This window comes from Paraburkholderia sediminicola (assembly GCF_046026895.1).
Taxonomy (GTDB): Bacteria; Pseudomonadota; Gammaproteobacteria; order Burkholderiales; family Burkholderiaceae; genus Paraburkholderia; species Paraburkholderia sediminicola_C.
The window spans coordinates 23,539-42,706 of record NZ_JAQQEU010000008.1 but is presented as its reverse complement, the minus strand read 5'-3'; the positions used below and the strand labels follow the sequence as shown (position 1 = coordinate 42,706).

Genomic DNA, 19,168 nt, shown 5'->3' with positions numbered 1-19,168 from the left:
AAAAAGTATTTCAGTTCCCAAACAAATCGTTGTCAAGAATTTCGCTGCTACCGTGTGGTTGAGCCGAGAGAAACCTTGGTGCGGACCACGTCCATCCAGATTGTTTTGCTTTTGTCTGTAAGCATGTCGAAGATTACGACGAATTGCTTGTATCAGGCAGTACGCGCAGCTGTCATGAGCACGTCATTGTGTCCCGCGAATGTGCCTCGTTGTAGAGAACGTTTTCAGACTGCGGGCTGCGCTGCATGCGCATTGGCATGATGGCTGATCGAAGCAGTCGCCGTCAATGACTTCCAGGCCGCGGCCGGGTGATGTGGTTGTCTGGTGGAGACGTTCTGCAAACCATGTAGGACAACGCAATGTGCATGACCAAGGTTTCAATCGTTCGAAGAAACCAGCGGCTAATGCGAATCGAATCCGTGCCCGCAGAGTCATCTTCACTCAGTGTTGCGCCCGTTCGCTAACGGCGGCTTGTTGCGTAAGCAATCTGCCAAGCGTAGAGTACTCTGCGGTGAATAATATGCGTGCGAGTCTGCAAGTGCCGCGCATAATGCCGCGTTTCATGAAACAAACCTGGCGCCGAATAATGGCCCGAAGGGGCGATATCGCGGAGAGCTGATACACCCTCCATCATTTTTACGGTTTCCTTGGCCACGCATGCCATGGCCTGTGAGCCGGAAAGTCCCTGTCAGCACTGCAGCCATGGCAACAGTCCACTGCAAGACTACTGATTGCGCGGCACTACGGAAGAATGGCCCACGTTCACGTGGCCGCGTGGACCTTCCTGTTAGCGGATATGCGGACGTCGGCATGTTGGCAATGCGGCCCCTGCGCCACTTTTGCTCCTGGTGCGCCAGCAGATGACCCGGTACGAAAGCTCCACTGCGGCGTCGGTCTTGCGACCGGCGATCCGCGTGCCGAATCGTTCCCTTGAAGCAAAGCGTCGACGGACTGAAGACTTGCGCGCGCCTCGCAAGGGCGCACGCGCGGTCACGCACTGTTTCTCGCCATGGAAGTCGCGTTGCTTTGCCTTCGCCCTACTGGTCGTCTGTCTTCTATCCGGCTGCGCGATGGTGCGCGTCAGTTCGCTCGGCCCGCAGCAGTACATCGCCATGCGCCGTGGCGATATCCTGTCGACCGGCCGGCTCAGCGCGGCGACGCGGGACACACTGCGCGTCGCCGCGCTCGATGAGGGCCCTTGTCAAAGCACGCCGCAGGACTGCATCGCTACGATCACGACCGTACCGGGCATCAATGTCGACCGCCGCCTCGCCAGTCTGGCGGAGCTTTCGCTGCAAATGGCGATCGCCCAGACGCCCAACAACGGCCCACCGTGGAGTGACGCGCAATTCGATTTGTGGCTGAGGACGGCCCGCTATGCGTATGCGTTTCTCTTTCTTGGTCAACGCACAGCGGGAGAACGCGCGTTCGAGGACCGGCAGACGCAAGTTCGCGACTACTACAACTACGCGGTCCAGGAACTTGGCGGCGGGCTGTTCCGGCGAGCCACCCTCGAAGCGAATTCCAGCAATGGCGATCCTGGAATCCAGTCGATAGCGGGCTGGACCATTCATATCGACCTGAGCCGGCTTCGGCTGCCTGAAGGCGTGCGAGAGTTGCGCGAGGTCATTCCGGCCTCGCGGCTCTCGTTTGCGGGACTGCGCAGCATCTACCGACGCGACGGTTTGGGCGCGGAACTTGTCGCGGTTACCGGGGTACCCGCGCCGGCTTCGGCTTCGGCTTCGGCTTCGGCTTCGGCTTCGGCTTCGGCTTCGGAAACAGCGGACGCAGCGGACGCACTGGACGTATCAGACGCAGTGGAAGCATCGAAAGGCAACGCAGACACCAGCAGGAAAACGACCAACTGGATGACACTACCGGCTCGTCCTTTCAGTGAAATGCCTTCGCAGAACGTCACCGTACTTCTTGCGTTCAACGCCGAGAATCTCGACCAGTTGCGCAGCGCACATGACGTGGTCTTGACCGTCTACGACCCCTACCGCGAAAAGAGCGTTGAACGGCACGGCCAAACTGTGCCGCTGGCTGCCAATTTCAGCGCGGGCTACGGCATCTGGCTGGCCCGCTCCGGCTTTGCCGGACAATCTTTGCGCAACCTGTTTGGCCGGTCGCGCGCCATTGATAGTCCGCGCATCTATTTGATGCAGCCCTTCGATCCCGACAGACGCATCGTTCTGATGCTGCACGGCCTGGCCAGCAGCCCCGAAGCGTGGGTCAATGTCGCCAACGACATTCAGGGCGACGAGATTCTCCGCCAGCACTTTCAGGTCTGGCAGGTCTACTACCCGACCAACGTGCCGATACTCGTCAGCCTCGCGCGGATTCGCCGAGCGGCGCGCATCACGCTCGCGCATTTCGATCCGGCAGGCACGCTACAGCCTCTCAAGGCATGGTGTTGATCGGACATAGCATGGGCGGTGTGCTGGCGAGGCTGCTCGTCTCGAGCTCCGACGAAGAGCTTTGGATGACGGTCGAGGACAAGTACCTGCCCAACGGTGCCGAGCTCGATCGCAACGACGAGCGGCTCAATCGTCTGCTGAGCTTCACGCCGATGCCGCAAGTCGTGCGGGCGATTTACATCGCGGCACCGCACCGCGGCACGCCGTTCGCCAGCAATCGCATTGCTCGCTGGGCGTCGAACCTGGTGCGCTTGCCCCTCGCGCTGCTGCACGAATTCGAAGATGTGATGCAGACTGCGACCAACAAGGATAGTGGACAGAACGAAGGCCAATCCTTCCACGTTCCGAACAGCATCGAGCAGTTGCGCGAAACCGATCCGCTTATTCGTGCCACCGCGCAGTTGCCGATCAGCCCGACAGTCTGTTTTCACTCGATCATCGCACGGCGCCGGCCAACCGGCCCTCTCGAGGACTCCGACGACGGCGTCGTCCCCTATCGCAGTGCCCATCTGGCGGGCGCGGTCTCCGAAAAGGTAATCGTCGCGGGACACAGCGTGCAGGAGACGCCTCAGGCCATTCTTGAGATCCGGCGCATCTTGCATGAGGATATCGAACAGGCAGCTCAAAGAGGCGACTCCGGATTTTCTGTGGGCTGCGCGCGCGTCAGCGATTCAATAGGGGTGACGGCCCTTTGATTTCCGGCATGCACACTCGCCACGGGGCTTGCACCGTCAAACCCGGTTCAGATCTCTGGCCTCCCGTTGCTCGGAGTGTCTCGTACAGAGTTTCAATCGCTGCAATCGCGCGAGGTCAGAGTTCGGCGCACCGCACTGCGATCCGCGGCTCACCTTCGGGACAGCGTCAACTTGAATGCATTGTCGATCGGATTGTTGACTGTCTGCGAAGACTTTGAGCGGGTCGAGTTGCAGGGAACTGGGCATATCGGGCTTCATCACTCGCGTCGAGTTTGACCTGCTGCCGAATGAAACGCGCAGCGTGCTGCCAGGACGATTCATTTTCGAAAGGTCCAAGATGTGGTCGACGCCCTGCAACAGACCCGTAGCCGACAGCTGCATGGCGAGATCGCGCGTGCCCTGCCCGGCGCCATTGGACCCAGCGCGATGAGTTCCATGCTCCTCACAGATTATTCTAGAGGAGTGCGAATTTCGTTGCTCTCATAGATCTGCACGATTCGCGCAGCAATCGCGGCGTGGATGCACACTCTGCCGCTCGATCAATCGTTATTGAAGTCCTCTCCCCAGATCTGGACCGCTTGCGATTCACGCGCAGCGACGCGGCTACACGCAGCACGACGACCGCAAACGACACCTGGCGACTTGAGGCGAGTTCGCATGCAGACGTTCGACCCGGTCGATCATTCTTCCGGAGTCTGTCTTCGTCGGTCGCATTTTGCTGCACGGCGAAACCCGTGACGACTGGATCGCGCGTCACTTCCTGGAGGCCGGCAAGCAACGCGGTGCTCGGTTGAGCGGTTTCGACGACCCGGGATTGTGCCATCTCCTTCTCGAATGCATCCGGGACTGTGGTCCCGCCCCCAGGTCACAACAGCGGAGTTCGGCCAAGGGGACGTGGTGCCATCCGCATCCGCATCCGCATCCGCATCCGCATCCGCATCCGCATCCGCATCTGGTTCGAGGTGAGCGCAGCTTGTTCGCGGCTTGTTGGTTTTATCTGCCTGGGCGCCGGAGTTAGATAACGGATTTTTTGGTAGCACTCGTGAAGTCGACGAGAATGCCTCCTGTGACGCAGCGGGGGCGTTCCTTATCTTCGGACTGGCCGGCTATGCGGCAAACGGGTGCAAAGTTGGAGGCGATCGAAGCACTACACATTACGTAGCAGCTGCTACACCGGCGTATGCTCGCCCATTAATTCCGAATATAGACAGAAAAACTGAGGATCGTCCTCGGAGAGCTGCCTGAAATGACAATATTTCGTGAAACATATGGCGTTGTGCGAGAAAAACCACATACAAAACATTAAGTTAGCGACCTAACTCGATTTCCTGAAATGTTTCACGGGGCGGTTTCTGCACGGTGCCCGATTAAGAAGCGACGCGGTATTTGGCGTGCCTAAGTTCGACTTCGAGCCGCAGCGCTTTTCCCCGATGCTGACGATGGCTCATTTTGCGAAAGTGGCGTCCCTCTCGTGGTCAGTGTCGGGCCGTGAAGATGCGCGGTCGGGCCCCAATTAACTATCAGCGACCGACTACGTTCTCCCCAACCGGATCGGATAAGTCCGGTGGTAACTGGCGACAGCTTTTTCAACCCCTGCCGGCGATGGCGCTTCTTATTGCGTTTCGCACCTATCCAATATCGTTAAGTTCGTGGTGGTCCATTTAAGGCTGTGGCAAAGCGCAAGCTAACCGGGCTTCCGTTGCGTCTGCGCATCGAATTCGCTTGTGAGAACCTCGTCTTGGTTTCTGCGACGTTTGGGATATTCGTTGTCAGGCCGCAGTGTACTGCTCCAGTTGACTGGAAATTCTTCGCAATTCCGAAATTCATCGAGGCCTTGCGGGTATGAGCGGGGCTACAAATTCTGTCCTGAACTATCGACACTAGCCTGATGGCGCTCAAGCCGACAAGCGCGAGGAAACCCGCCGGCAACACGGCAATAGCCACAGAGAGGGGTAAGTCATCATCCGGGCTGCCGGCCCGACGGCCATGGAGTCGCGGCCGCAATACTCGCATGAACCAAATAGTGCTTTAGTGTCGCAATGTTTTGGCCAGATTGCCGCGGCCTTAAGGTGGTCAACATCTCATGACGGCTATTTCCACCGGGCGGCAGGTCGGCAACGCTCTCACAACCCACACAACGTAAAATAGTCTGGTACGTCAAAGAAGGCTGGCGATGTTAAGAGTGGCTCCGTCACCCAGCTTCAAATGTGGCCATTTCCGACTGCGCTGATATGAAGTACACGCGAACCCGCGTTTCACCTCAACTCCGGGGCCGGCGCCCGCGTAGCGGATCACGCGAAGAGGGGCAACTCACGGACACACAAAATATTGGCTCAGTTCTGCGAGGCATCTTGCTGCCGCGCTCCAATTCTCTCGTCAATCTATATGCCCTCTTCCGTAACATCAGAAGGCGGCCGCAAGTGCGTGTCACTTTTCCACCGCCCTTTTTAAATCGCATGGAGCGGCGCGCATTGACACGCGCACGTTTTCACTTCGTGTAAGAGCGGGAGTGCCGCGCGATCTAGGTCAAGAAGACGGCTCTCAAAGGCTCAACATCACCGCCATGAACGATTGCGTCCGATCACAGATGCATGGCTCACAAGCCAAAACATTGCGGAGCGCCGATCATGACTATTTGAAGAGCGACCATCGTGTCTGCTCTGCTCCTGCCGAACGCCCCGGATGTTCTCCCAATCTCCTGTCCGGCTCACTAGGCAGTTTTACGGGCGACCCGGAAGAGGAGCACTTTCGGCGAAGAAAATTTTCCGCGATGACTCTGCACGCTCCCGCTCAGCGGGCATTCACATTCCTAGCCTGATGTCGCTAGACCGGAAAGCGGCCTATCTGTGTAGCGGCGCAGTCATAGGGAACGCTAGCAGTTTCGAGGATCCGCATCTGAGGGCGGTGTCAACGATGCTCGTGAGCGCACCGCCGCCGAGCATTCTCATTGAGATAGCAAATGTGCACCGAATAGCGTCTCAGGAGACCAATCCTTCTGGAGGCCGTTGGAATACAGAGACGTTGCCTAACTCCATCAGTCACACGTCACAGAAAGAAACCGCATGCATTTGCTTATCATAGGTGTGGTAACAATCGTTGTTTCAGACCTGATATGAATTGCTACTATCGAACTCGGCTATCCGCGTCGATCAATTGATTCGGTCATGGCTCATAGTCTGATCGTACACGCTCTGATGCAGATGCAAGTGGAGACCAGGTGCGGCCCCCATATCCGTTTTGGCGGCAGTGTCTAGACTCTAGACACTGCCGCCAGCCGTCTGCCAGCGCCGCTCACGAAATAAAAAAGCCCGCAGTATGCGGGCTTTCTCTCCGGGGCAGTGCTCGATCAGTTCGCCTTCGGTTGAGGCTGGAACATCCGACCGATCAACTCCCTGATCTGCGCCTCTTGCGCTTCCGTAATCACGCCGGTCTTAATTTTCACAGTGAAGTTGCTGATGTCCTTGGTGATACTCCCCGCATGTTCCTTGCCGGAGAAAAATTTGTCGATGCTGCGTCCGCTGGTCCCGGTAGAGGTGGTTTGACGAGTCGCAAGCGCGCTAATCGCGGCTGCGGCCTTCCCTTGGTCGATTTCGCCCTTCAGAACAAGTGGCCAGATCTCCATTGCGGCCTTCTGTCCGTCGTCGCCATGTTTCTTGATAGCCGCGGCAATGGCCTGAGCCGCAGTCCCCCCAAGCAGGCGAGGCTGGATATCAAGATCCTTCTTGATAAAGTCCGGCAAATTCTCAAATGCAAGAAACTGATAGAGGCCTGCACGCGATAGGCCCATGGCCTCAGCCAGCCGCTTCCGATTCGGAAACTCCGCTTCGGAGCGACGAATCGCAACACCGATTTCATAATCAGCCAGATCGTCCCGACTGATGTTCTCGACCATGGCCAATACCGCCATGTCCGAATCGGAACAATCAGCGACGACGGCCTTGATCGTGTCGATTCCCAACATCTTGTGCGCGCGCCACCGGCGCTCACCCGCCACTATCTGATAATCGTTCTCCACACGCCGAACGACGATGGGCTGCATAAGCCCAACCTCGCGAATCGACTCCGCGAGTTCCGTGAGCTTGGCTTCGTTGAACACCCGACGCGGTTGCCAGGGATTCGGGAGGATTCCGGCAACCTGCAATTGCGATGCGACACCGGTCGCCTCCAACTCCTGTACCCGGAGCTGAGCAACCGCCAAGGCCCCCGCGAGCCCAGGCGCCGTCTGCGTCCGCGTGCTGCGCTTAACTTCGTCTTCGTTGATCGACGAGGTCTTCCGGATGCCAGACGTCTTGGCCAGCAGCTGTTCCCGCATGTTGCTCATTGCGCGTTCCTCCATTTTTCCGAATAGATTTCGTCCACCCATCGGCAGTAGTCGACCAAAGGTTGACGTACACGTTGCAACGACTTGGACGCACTATGTGTACTGCTGATGTCGAAGACCGTCGAGAAAGCCAAGGCCCCCGTGCTCATCACCGAACTCGCCGGCACTTCGATCGAATGCAGCCAATTCTCATAAGCGCTTTGTGCCCACGCGCGCACGATCGGCGCAGAAGAATTGCGGCCGTAATCGACTCTCGACAACATCAGTGAAACGAAGTCGTATTTCTTGTCTTTCTCGTACTTGATAAAGCTCTTGGATACATCCGAAAAGAGTCGCCAAAACGAGAGCGAACTGATGAAGTCGAGATTCTCCGGCACCATGGGCATGACCATCGCATCTGCCGCCATCAACGCATTTAAATTGAGGTACGACAGCGACGGCGAGGTGTCCATGAGGATGTAGTCATACTTCTTCCGAAGCGGCTCGAGTCCTTGCCGAAGCACGGTCCAAAACCGGAAGCCCGGCCTCATCTTCTGCATCGCGGGCAGATGGAATTCGGCGCCGATCAGTTCGGTATGCGCGGGGATCACGTCGATGCCGTCCCAGTACGTTGACTGGACCCGCGCCTCGAGACCGCCGTCGATGTCCTGATCGTAGACATACGGCAACACCGTGTCTTCCGGCGTGACATCTTTCTCTGCGTAGAGTCCACAGAGTTCCGACAGGGACGCTTGCGGATCAAGGTCAACCACCAGCACTTTGCGCCCGCGCAGCGAAAGCCCTTGAGCGAGACACATCGTCGTGGTGGTCTTCGCAGAGCCGCCTTTGAGCTGCGCCGTGATGATGATTCTTCCTTCCGGTTCCTTTAGCCGCGTGACGAGCGGAGTCTGGTAGATGTCGGACACTTTCTGCACCCAGATGCGTGCTTCTTCCAACGTGAATGTGCGCGTGCGGCCAGTGCCAGCCGCAGTGCCGGGGGGCAACTCACCGTCGCCTTTGGTCGCGAGGTATTGAACCTGAGAGTGGGAGATATTGCACATCTCGGCAATCTCCCCTGTTTTGAATACAGGAGCCGTCTTGCGCGGACGGGGAGCCAGAATCGTGTCACGCAGCTCGTTCGTGAAAATCGTGACCTTTTCCGCAAACTGGCTGATCTGTTCAAAGTGAACGGTTCGGTCTACGGCAGGGAGTTGACTCGTTCTGACCATTCTGAGGTTTTTCCATAAAAGTCCAGAAACCTCAGAATACAGGAAATGCTTGAAGTTAGCTTCTTAAATCGCTGTTTTCACGCAGATTTTATACAAAAATATGGAATACCGCCCCTTTTTCGGGGCTCGAAACGTCCTGAATCGCCTGCAAATGCGCTCCCCGCTTCCGACAAACCGCCGGTCTACCTCTCTCCAAAACTGAAATAGGCACAAACGACCTCACCATCCTTCCGTGGAAGGCCTCTCACAGCCCATCCGATGCTCGATAATTCAGCAGAGGGTGAGGTCATTTGTGCATTTTTCTATTTCTGCACTGTCGGCGGGCCTGTTTCGCACAACCGACCTCACCTTCATCACCGTAAGCAAGCAGCCGGGGCCCTCGGCAGAGCCTGTTCACGCGAACGCACAATCAACCTCACCTACCTTCGACTCACCAGCACGGTCAATTCGCCGCATTCCCGATCCCAATCGCACCTCCGAGATGCAGATCTACACAATGAACCTCACCATCGAGCGTCCCTGGACCGATTCGATCATCTGCACAATCAACCTCACCATAATTTCCAACGCTAAACACTTGGGATCTGGCTGCTAGTTTGTTTGTTCTTTTAGAAAACACAACAAGCCAACAAACCAACAGCACATTTCGATACCGATTTAATTCAACCACTTAACGTCAAAAAGGTGAGAAGCATTGTGTCAAAGGTGAGGTTAAATGTTCATGTAGGTGCTGTCTGTTGTGCAGGAAGGTGACCCTGCTTCCACGTCAAGGTGAGGTTTGATGTGCTCGAAGGTCTACAGCAATCCAGAAGGTGAGGTAGGTTGTGCACACACCAGCCCGATCCGTTACCACCCCGGCGGGATAAGGCATTGGGGGGAAATACCGCGCCGCAGTGGTGAGGTACGTTGTGCGGATGGTGAGGTTCTATGTGCGTAACTGGACGAGCCAGTTGCACACTCGCCGCCGACTCCACTGATGGTGAGGTTCTGTGTGTTGACAGCTCACCACCGTGTGCTTACAGTCCCGGGAGCGAAAAAGAGCGGACGAAAAACATGGCGGCGGACAATCCGGAAGAGGGTAAGTCAAAGGCGACGTCGCGCCAGATGGCACTCGCCTTGTTCGAGGACATGTTCGATCTGGGATTGCGGATCAACGAAGCGAATCGTGAGATCGGCTATCAGCGCAATGACTTTTTCACGGAAATCGTCAACATGGGGTTGCCCGCGCGGCGATTCCTCGATGCGGCGTATTTCATCGTTGCCCAGGAACCCGAACAGCGCGACCAGTACGACGTGGAGCTGAACTACTTCAAGTGGCTGATGCGCTACGACAGCCGCAACCTCAAACACTTGCGTACCATCGCCGACGAAGCGCAGAACGCGAAAGTCCGCGTCACCAATACGCCGATGGATCGCGACCCCAACGAGAACGACCTCTGGGTCCAGGTCCAGTTGATAGGGATGGTGGGCTTCCATCGCGGGCGGATGCGTTTCGACGTCCATCCGCGCCTCGTTCCTCACATTCGCGACCCCCAGAAATCTCACTGGCTGAGTCTGCGCATTTCAACCGCGTTCACGCGCAGCCTCGCGCGCGCGATTTACGACAAAGTTCTGCCGCACGTCCCGGCCGGTCGCACGGACTGGATCCAGCTCGACGAGATGCGCAACTGGCCTGGCAGAATGGGTGCCAACGCGGCCATTTTCAAATACTTCAAGCGTGACTGGCTCGAGCCGGCCGTGCGCGAAATCAACGACGTGTCGGACATCGAGCTGTCGTACGAGACCAGGACCGCGTCCACTTCGTCGAAGAAAATCGACCGCATCAGGTTCCTGCTCAAACGCAAGGACACTGCGGACGCGGTGCTGGCCAGTCTCGCCGACGCCAGCCACCTGTACAAGATCCTCACGGACGAATTCGCGCTGTCGACCAAGCAGTTCAGCGAGATTTCCGAGAACCGCGATGTGTGGACCGACGAGCGCATTCAACAAGCGGTCGAGTACACGCGCTTCAGGATCCAACGCGGGCAGGTCAAGAAGAGCCCCGCCGGCTATCTGATGCGAGCGTTGCGTGACAACTGGAAGATGTCCGATGCCGAGCGCACGATGGTCGACGTGCAGGCCAAGCTGATCGCCGACGAAACGCAGGAACAGGTGGCCAAATCCGAGACGAGAAATTCGGTGGCGCGCAGCGTTGCGTCGCGTGAAGAGGAAGTCCGCGCGCGCATGAACGAGGATTCGCGCAAGGGCCGCGACCACTTCAACGCGGCCGACGCGAAAACGCGCAAAGACCTGATGCATGCATGGACGACCTCGCGGGAAGGCAAGCTGATGCTGCGACGGATGAAGCTCGAGCCGTCGACGGTAACGGAGGACCTGATCCTCGCGAACACGGAGTTGGTCTGGTATCTGGGCCAGTTTGTGTTCGGGCGAATGAATTCGTCGCGTGTGCCGGCCTGAAGCGATCTGGGTTCGAGCAAGCATCACCCTCACGGGTGGCAGAAGCGAAGGCCAAGCAAGCCGAGCGCTATGCGCTGCCGCTCCTCAACGCAATCTAGAACGACCCGGCGATCGACCCCAGCACGATCACGACCACCAGCGCCAGCAACGCACCGAGTATGCCGACGATCACAATATCCCGGTAGCTCTCCCGATGCGTCGAACCGCACACCGCCAGCAACGTCACGACCGCGCCATTGTGCGGCAGGCTATCGAGCGTGCCCGATGAAATCACCGCGACCCGATGCAGCAACGCAGGGTCGATCCCATGTTGCGCGGCCAGTTGCAGATAGGTGCTGCCGAGTGCATCGAGCGCGATGGTCAAGCCGCCGGACGCGGAGCCGGTGAGCGCCGCGAGCAGATTCGTCGCGACCGCGAGCGACACGAGCGGGCCGCCGCCCACGCCGAGCACCCATTCGCGCACCAGCGCGAACGCGGGCAACGCGGCAATCACCGCGCCATAGCCGACCAGGCTGCCGACGCTCAACACCGGCAGCACCGACGCGTTCGCGCCGGCATCGATCGTGTCGCGCAGAGCAGGGAGGCGCCGGCGGTTCAGCACGACCAGCACGACGATCGCAACCGCCAGCGCAACGCACACCCCCCACACGCCACCGACCGCCGACAGCGAAGTCTCGCCCCAACGCACGTCCGCGAGATAGTCGGCGTCGATGCGCGGCAGCACGATCACGCTCATCACGAAGTTCACGCACACCACCAGCACGAGCGGCGTCATCGCGACAGCGAATGACGGCAGGTCGCTGCTGATATGGCCGTGCTCGATTTCCTCCGGGTCGAAACTCTGCGAGACGGTCGCGCGTTCACGCACGAGGTTCGCATTGACCGCGGGTTTCGAAGCGGGCACCGCGGCCGCGGTGCCGGCGGCCGCACTGAGGCCTTCAAAACCTTCATTCGCCGCCTTCGCGCGCGACTGTTGCAGCGAGAGCCACCATAGCCCGAAGGCCACCATCACGATGCTCGCAATCACGCCGAGCCCAGGCGCGGCGAACGGCGTCGTGCCGAAGAACGGCATCGGAATCGCATTCTGGATCGCGGGCGTGCCCGGCAACGCGGACATCGTGAAGGTCGACGTGCCAAGCGCGATCGCGGCCGGCATCAAACGGCGCGGAATGTTGGCGGCCTGAAACAGTGCGGTCGCCATCGGCGCGATCACGAAGAATGCGACGAAGAGGCTCACACCGCCATACGTCACCAATGCGCCACCGATCACGACCGCGAGAATCGCCCGATGCGCGCCGAGCTTTTCAGTCATGAAGCTGGCGATCGCCTTCACTGATCCGCTGTCTTCCATCAGCTTGCCGAACAGCGCGCCCAGCAGGAACAGCGGAAAGAACTGCGCGATAAAGCGCGCGGCGCTGTTCATGAAGGTCTGGGTCCAATGCGCTAGAACGGGCTCGCCGGAAATCGCGGCGGCGAGCATCGCGGCAAACGGCGCGAGCAGCAACACGCTCCAGCCCCGATACGCAAAGCCGATCAACAGCGCAAGGCTCGCGAGCATGCCGAACAACCCCAAACCAACCGCGAGCGGGGACAGGATAGTGACGTCCATGGTCAAACTCCGTCGAGCAACACGTCCAGGTCGAGCGAAGAGCGCACGCCGATGGAGTCGCCGTGTTCGGCGAGAAAGGCTTCGGTGGCTCGCCGGCCTTCGTCGCGCAGCATCGTCAGAAATGCCCATTCGGCATTCAGCTTGGACGAGTAGCCGAGCTTCGTCATCTCTTCGCTCGCGATCCGGTGAATGCGCATTTCGGCCCAGTGACGCCCTTCGTCGCTGCCGGCGTCCGCCGCGCGACGCAGCAGTGCCATCATCCGCAGTTCTTTCATCAGCGGCGAGTTGAACGCGACTTCATTGAGGCGGCTGATGATGTCGCGCGCGGAGCGCGGCGTTTCATCCCGCTCGACCGGATTGACCTGGACCAGCAGCGTATCGCTCGACGTGCATTCGCGAACCAGCGGCGTGATGGTCGGATTGCCCGCGTAGCCGCCGTCCCAGTAGTCTTCGCCATCGATCTCGACGGCCTGGAACAGCGTCGGCAGACAGCCCGACGCGAGCAAGACATCGGGCGACAGATCGGCGTTGCGGAACACGCGCCCCTGACCGGTGCGCACGCGGGTCGCGGTGATGAACAGCTTGATCGGCGCGTCGCGCAAATGGGCGAAGTCGACCGATTCATGCAGGATCTTTTTCAGCGGGTTGACTCCGCGCGGATTCATGTCGTAAGGCGAGAACATGCGCGCTGCGAGATCCATCGCGATGAACAACGGCGAATGATCGAGCGTCCAGCGTCCCATCAGCGCGTCGAAGGGGCTGCGCCGGAACGGACTGAACACCGCGGCGTCGGAGACGCGTCGCCAGAAGGCTTCGAGCGCGGCTCGCGCGCCAGCCGGCCCATCTATCTGATAGCCGCTCACGAGCACGGCTGCGTTCATCGCGCCTGCCGATGTGCCGGAGATGCCCTCGATCTGCAGCCACGGCTCTTCCAGAATCCTGTCGAGGACGCCCCATGTAAAGGCGCCATGAGAGCCGCCGCCTTGCAAGGCGAGGTCGATGTGAGCGGGCGCGTGACGCACTGGTTGATCTTTCGAAGCAGCCAAGACAACTCCGTTGTGAGGAGTGCTCCATGTGGCGAGCTAAAGCCGAAATGCACGGCGGACAAAGAAAACCGGTGGGACAGAAACGACAGCAAAAAAACCGGGAGCGGCGGGCGGCTATTCGATACAAGCGGCGGACGAACGAACCGCGCTGTCAAGAACGTATGAAATTCCGAATGGACGTGCGGAATGTTTTAGAAGGCCAAACGTGATCCCGCACGATTCGTATTGAAAGGGGCTACTGCCCAAAAGTCAAGGGTAATCGCCAGGGCGCGCGCATCGCGTACCGCCTTTGTGACGCGAAATTTGTTCACTTGCGGCGGTGGCACTGATGATCAGTGACAGGGGACGGCACGCGCGGTCATGCACGAGCCGGTCATGCAACGGTCAAAAAATAGGTGTAGCGAAGTCGTGTGCAACGAGGCGCGGCCTGTCATTCATTGAGAGGGTCACGTGTCGTCGTGATGAGATCGTGACATGAAAAGCATCCCCGATTCAGATCGTCCCGAACAGCGCACGCGGACGGTCTTTGAGCGTCCCCGTCAACAAGCGTAACGCACTGACCAGCTGATCGCGGCTCGTCGCGCACGCAAGATTGATCCGCACGCCGTGCTCGATCTCCGAGCGGTCCACCGCAAACGCCGACGACGGCATGACCACCACGCCACGCGCCTTCGCGTTCGCCGCGAAATCATCGGCACGCCACGGCGGCGGCAGCTTGAGCCAGACAAACATGCAGGCCGGATCCGTCTGCAGCAGTTCCGGCGGCAGCAACTCGCGCGCGAGATCCTGCCGCGCGCGGATTTCGGCAAGTTGCGCGTCCATGATGTGGCGCGCGGTGCCGTCCTCGATCCAGATCGACGCGATCAGCATCGACATCGGCGCGGGCATCCACGCGGTGGTGCGCACGGCTTCCGCGCACAGCGCCGAACTGTCCGGCGGACTCAACAGATAGCCGAGCCGCAGCCCGGGCGCGAGGATCTTCGAGGTCGCCGCGATATGAAACGTCAATTCGGGACACAGGCTCGCGATCGTCGGCAGGCGCTGCGAGACGAGCGGACCATAGACGTCGTCCTCGATGATCGCCACGCGGTGCCGCCGCGCAATGTCGACGAGCGCCATGCGCCGTTCGAGGCTCATGGTGATGACGGTCGGGTTCTGCAGGTTCGGCACCGTAAAGATCGCCTTCACCGGCCGGCGCCGGCACACGGCTTCGACTTCGTCGGTCAGCAGGCCGTCGCAATCGCTAGGAATGCCAACGATCTCGAACTGGAAGACCGGTGCGAGCGCCTTGAGGCCGTAGTAGGTGAGTTGATCGGCAAGGATCACGCCCTCGGTGCCGATCAAACTGTTGAGCACCGCATATAGGCCGTGCTGCGCGCCGCTCGTCACGACAACATGATCGGCCGACGGCGTGAAACCCGGCGCAGTTATCCAGCGTGCGCCGGCCGCACGCGCCCACAACGGCCCTTGCGGCGGCTGGTACTCCTGCAGCTGCGGATAACGCGGATCGCGCGGCAACTCGGCGAGCGTGCGCGCGAGACAGGTGAGGAATTCGCCGGTGGCCGGCCGGTTCACGGTCAGGTCGATCGCCGCATTGGTCGCCGGCCGCACGGGTTCGACGCTCGGCATCGCCCCGCCGGTGACCAGCGAGCCGCGCCGTTTGCTGCCGATCACGAGGCCGCGCAACTGCAATTCCTTGTATGCACGTGACACTGTGGACACGTTGATGCCCAGTTCAGTCGCCAACTGCCGCTGCGGCGGAAGCCGGCTGCCCGGCGGATAGACACCGCTGCGGATTTCGCCCTCGATCGAACTGGACACCTCGATATACGTGGAACGCTTTGCCTGCTCCAGCGCGCCTTTGGCGATGCGGGCAGCGTCTTTTGCAGAAGCCATCTTTTCGCGTGTCTCCATACAAAAACAGCTTTGTCCGCAATTGTGCGGAGGTTTGCCGATTTTATACCACACCTGCCCAAGTGCAAGTCCTGCACAGCGCCACGCGGCGTGGGCGACACTTGACAAGAAACGCACCGGGGCGCGTCAGGGAAAATACCAGGGCCACACCACACAATAAGCGTTTTAATTGCACACAAAAAAATATTGTGTGATTCTAGGCGTTAGAGTTTGTCTGGTGGCGTGGCTCGACACGGTGCCGCCGGCAAGGCCCAGCCATCCATCAGCAGGAGTTTTTTGATGAGCGTTCCGCGGTTGTCTGCCTCCGAACCCGCATCAAAACTAGGCGCCGCGCTGCGTCAGCGCCACGTCACGATGATTGCGCCAGGCAGCATCATCAGCGCGGGGCTTTTTGTCTGCAGCAGCGCGACGCTGGCTACTGTTGGGTCGGCCGCCTGCGTGTCATATCTGGGGGCCGGCATTGTCGCGTTGATGGTGATGCGCATGCTTGGGGAAATGGCGCTCGCATCGGTCGCGTGTCTGCTGGCGGCCAAGCCGCAGCCGCAGCCGCAGCCGCAGCCGGGCTACGGCTGCGCCACCGGTTATCTGTCGCCGATCAGGCAACAGGTCATTGAAGGACGCAAGTGATGCCGGACATCGCCATCGTAGGAGCGGGATTCATCGGCCTCGCGAGCGCGGCCGCGCTGATGCGCGACAATCATCGTGTCACGCTGTTCGACCCGTCCGGCGTCGGGCAAGGCGCATCGTTCGGCAATGCTGGAACCTTCGCGCACTATGCGTGTATCCCGGTGAACAATCCATCGGTGTTCCGCGATCTGCCGCGTTTCCTCTTGTCGAACGACAGCCCGTTCAGGCTGCGTTGGCGTTATCTGCCGCAGCTCGCGCCGTGGCTCGCGCGCTTCCTTATGAGTTCGCTGCCGCGCCGTTACGAGGCGAGCGCCGGCGCGCTCGCCGCGTTGCTCGTCCGCGCGCAGGACGGCTACGCGCCGCTGCTCGCGAACGACGCACTCGCGCGCTTCGTGCGGCCGCGCGAGTGCCTCTATCTGTATTCGAACGCAGCCTCGTTCGACGCCGCACGTCCCGCGCTCGATCTGCGACGCAAGCACGGCGTTGCCTTCGACCTGCTTGCCCGCGATGACATCTGCGCGCTGGAACCGTCGCTTGCGCCGATCTTCGAGCGAGGGGTGCTGTTCAGCGACAGCTGGCATTTCTCCAACCCGCTGGGCTTCCTGGAGACGCTGTACCAGCAGCTTGCCGCGCAAGGGCTGAAGCTGGAGCGCGCGGCCGTCGGCGCAGTGCAGCCTTACGCTGACGGCGCGAGCGTGACGGCCGACGGCAGCGAGCGGCGATTCAGCCACGTGGTGATCGCTACTGGCGCGCGCTCCGCGCAATTCGCCAGACAATGCGGCGATATCGTGCCGCTCGATACCGAACGCGGCTATCACGTGCGCTTTCCAGGCGCGCAGCAACTGATTTCCCGGCCAGTCGGCTGGGCCGAGCGCGGCTTTTACATGACGCCGATGAGCGACGGCATTCGCGTTGCGGGCACCGTCGAACTGGGCGGCTTCAGCGACACGCGCAATCGCTCGCTGATCGATTTGCTGACGTTTTCGTCGAAGCGCGCGCTGCCCGCACTCGGTACACCCGACAATAACTGGTTAGGATTCCGTCCGACCTTGCCGGATGGCGTACCGGTACTGGGCCGCTCACGCGCAAGCGAGCGCGTGATCTACGCATTCGGTCATCAGCATCTCGGTTTGACGCTGGCGGGCGTGAGCGGACGCATCGTCGCCGATCTGATCGCGCGACGAACACCACCGCTCGATCTGGCGCCTTACGCGGCCACGCGCTTCCAGCGTCGCGCGGCGGCCGCAACAACGGACGGTTTTTTGCAGCAGGCATCTCAGGACAATCTCGACGCGTCGCGCATCGGATCGTTCGACCCACAACGCGCGACGCGACATCTCGCAAGGAGCGCATCATGAATCGCCGCTATTGGCTTTTGAGTCTGGCCGTTTGCGCCTTCGGCACGCACGTGCCACTGTCCTGGGCCGCCGATCCGCAAACCGTCAAGATTGGCTTTGTCGGACCCTTGACCGGGCCTGTGGCACGCGTCGGCAAAGACCTGCAGTACGGCGCGCAGCTGGCGCTCGATGAGGAAAACGCCCGGCATCCGACGGTGGGCGGCAAGCCCGTCAAGTTCGTGCTCGACGTGCAGGACGATCAGGCAGACCCGCGCGTGGCGATTCAGGTCGCACAGAAGCTGGTCGACGATGGCGTGGTCGGCGTGATCGGCCACTACAACTCAGGCTGCAGCATTCCCGCGTCAACGGTCTATCATCAGGCGAACGTCGCGATGATTACGCCCGGATCGACCAACCCGCAACTGACCAAACAGGGCTACAAGAACGTGTTTCGCACCATGGGGCATGACGGCATCGGTGGCGTGGTTGCCGGGCACTTCGTGGTCGATCAGATGAAGGCCAAACGGATCGGCATTATCGACGACCGCACGGCATTCGGGCAGGGGCTCGCGGACGCTTTCGAAAAGGGCGTGAAAGAAGCGAACGGCAATATCGTCGATCGCGAATTCACCAATGACAAGGCTGTTGATTTCCGCGCCATTCTGACGACGCTCAAGAGCAAGAACGTCGACCTGATTTTCTTCGGCGGGCTGGATGAGCAGGGTGCGATGCTGATCAAACAGATGCGCTCGCTCGGCATGCCCGCGCAACTGTTCGGGGCGGGCGCGCTGAAGAGCAATGCGTTCCTGCAGATCGCCGGTACGGCCGGTAACGGCACGCAGGACCTGGAGCCCGGTCCTGCGCTCGACACACTTCCCGCCGCGCAGGATTTCGGCAAGCGTTACAAGGCGCGTTTCAATCAGGATGTTGAACTGTACGCGCCGTTCGCATACGACGCCGCGCTAGCGTTGGTCAAGGCGATTCACGACGCCGATTCGCTCGATCGCACGAAGATCGTCGACAGTCTTGCGAAAGTCTCCGTCAACGGTGTAACCGGCAAGATCACGTTCGATCCGTATGGTGATCTGATCAAGCCGCCTTACACGCTGTTCCAGGTCCAACAGGGACAGTGGAAGAGCGTGAAGACGGTCGGCGGTGCCTGATGGCGCCCACCGATCGCCGTGCATTCAAACGTGGGACACCCGCCGTGAAGCATTGACGAGGAGTTTCGACGGTAGCCGCTATGCGCTGTTGAGGCTGCTTTCGTCGCGCTGAGCACCGGCATCCCATTGCCGCAGATTGCAATTCCTCAACGGCTGGCTATTCACAGAACGCAGTAGCGGCAGCGGCTGCAATCCCATTGCGCGGATTGCATGCCGCAGTCGCTGCTTCCTTCGACAATCGCGCTCCGTAGCCTTTCGCCTGAACCCGGAAATCGCGGCGGAATCGTATCCAGAACACCGTCTATTGCAATGTTGTGTATCGCCTCGGGCAGCAGATACATTGCGACACTATCCGCGTGGCAAACCAGGCTATA

General features: G+C 59.9%; 11 protein-coding genes. 6 read left to right on the top strand and 5 right to left on the bottom strand.

All coding sequences use genetic code 11. The features are described from left to right. Window positions 1-1,070: 1,070 nt before the first annotated feature. Window positions 1,071-2,417, top strand: a complete 1,347-nt coding sequence (locus PQR02_RS07990; protein ID WP_408228020.1) for a lipase family protein — start codon at window positions 1,071-1,073, stop codon at window positions 2,415-2,417. 11 nt (window positions 2,418-2,428) lie between these two features. Next, on the top strand, window positions 2,429-3,112 hold the full coding sequence (locus PQR02_RS07985) for a hypothetical protein (RefSeq protein WP_408228017.1): 684 nt from the start codon (window positions 2,429-2,431) through the stop codon (window positions 3,110-3,112). Between the two features lie 3,346 nt (window positions 3,113-6,458). Here PQR02_RS07985 and PQR02_RS07980 read toward each other — a convergent pair. Both PQR02_RS07980 and PQR02_RS07975 read right to left on the bottom strand, forming a co-directional pair. Next, the gene (locus PQR02_RS07980; RefSeq protein ID WP_408228014.1) at window positions 6,459-7,433 is read right to left on the bottom strand and encodes a ParB/RepB/Spo0J family partition protein; all 975 of its coding nucleotides are present in this window, start codon (window positions 7,431-7,433) and stop codon (window positions 6,459-6,461) included. Further along, window positions 7,430-8,641 carry a ParA family protein gene (locus PQR02_RS07975; RefSeq protein ID WP_408228011.1) on the bottom strand — a complete coding sequence of 404 codons (1,212 nt, stop codon included), beginning with the start codon at window positions 8,639-8,641 and terminating at the stop codon, window positions 7,430-7,432. Before PQR02_RS07975 ends, PQR02_RS07980 begins: the two co-directional genes overlap by 4 nt. A 1,053-nt stretch (window positions 8,642-9,694) precedes the next feature. On the opposite strand from PQR02_RS07975, the gene PQR02_RS07970 reads away from it, so the two are divergent. After that, window positions 9,695-11,098 (top strand): replication initiation protein, encoded by a 1,404-nt coding sequence (locus PQR02_RS07970; protein ID WP_408228008.1) that lies wholly within the window; start codon window positions 9,695-9,697, stop codon window positions 11,096-11,098. Between the two features lie 94 nt (window positions 11,099-11,192). On the opposite strand, the gene PQR02_RS07965 is transcribed toward PQR02_RS07970, so the two are convergent. The 3 genes from PQR02_RS07965 to PQR02_RS07955 all read right to left on the bottom strand — a co-directional run bounded on the left by PQR02_RS07965 (window position 11,193) and on the right by PQR02_RS07955 (window position 15,649). After that, window positions 11,193-12,707, bottom strand: coding sequence for a GntP family permease (locus PQR02_RS07965; RefSeq protein WP_408228005.1), 1,515 nt, complete (start codon window positions 12,705-12,707; stop codon window positions 11,193-11,195). 2 nt (window positions 12,708-12,709) lie between these two features. Further along, window positions 12,710-13,753, bottom strand: coding sequence for a patatin-like phospholipase family protein (locus tag PQR02_RS07960; protein WP_408228002.1), 1,044 nt, complete (start codon window positions 13,751-13,753; stop codon window positions 12,710-12,712). A gap of 492 nt (window positions 13,754-14,245) precedes the next feature. Then, window positions 14,246-15,649, bottom strand: coding sequence for an aminotransferase-like domain-containing protein (locus PQR02_RS07955; RefSeq protein ID WP_408227999.1), 1,404 nt, complete (start codon window positions 15,647-15,649; stop codon window positions 14,246-14,248). Window positions 15,650-15,946: 297 nt separating this feature from the next. Here PQR02_RS07955 and PQR02_RS07950 point away from each other — a divergent pair, with 297 nt between their 5' ends. From PQR02_RS07950 to PQR02_RS07940, 3 genes are read left to right on the top strand one after another with little or no spacing between them, the layout of a single operon-like run. Further along, a complete protein-coding gene (locus PQR02_RS07950; protein WP_408227996.1) occupies window positions 15,947-16,294 on the top strand; it encodes a hypothetical protein in 348 nt (115 codons plus the stop codon). Beyond that, on the top strand, window positions 16,294-17,652 hold the full coding sequence (locus tag PQR02_RS07945) for an NAD(P)/FAD-dependent oxidoreductase (protein WP_408227993.1): 1,359 nt from the start codon (window positions 16,294-16,296) through the stop codon (window positions 17,650-17,652). Before PQR02_RS07950 ends, PQR02_RS07945 begins: the two co-directional genes overlap by 1 nt. Continuing rightward, window positions 17,649-18,794: a branched-chain amino acid ABC transporter substrate-binding protein gene (locus PQR02_RS07940; protein ID WP_408227990.1), complete on the top strand. Its 1,146-nt coding sequence runs from the start codon at window positions 17,649-17,651 to the stop codon at window positions 18,792-18,794. The genes PQR02_RS07945 and PQR02_RS07940 overlap by 4 nt, the downstream gene beginning before the upstream one ends. Window positions 18,795-19,168: the final 374 nt, after the last annotated feature.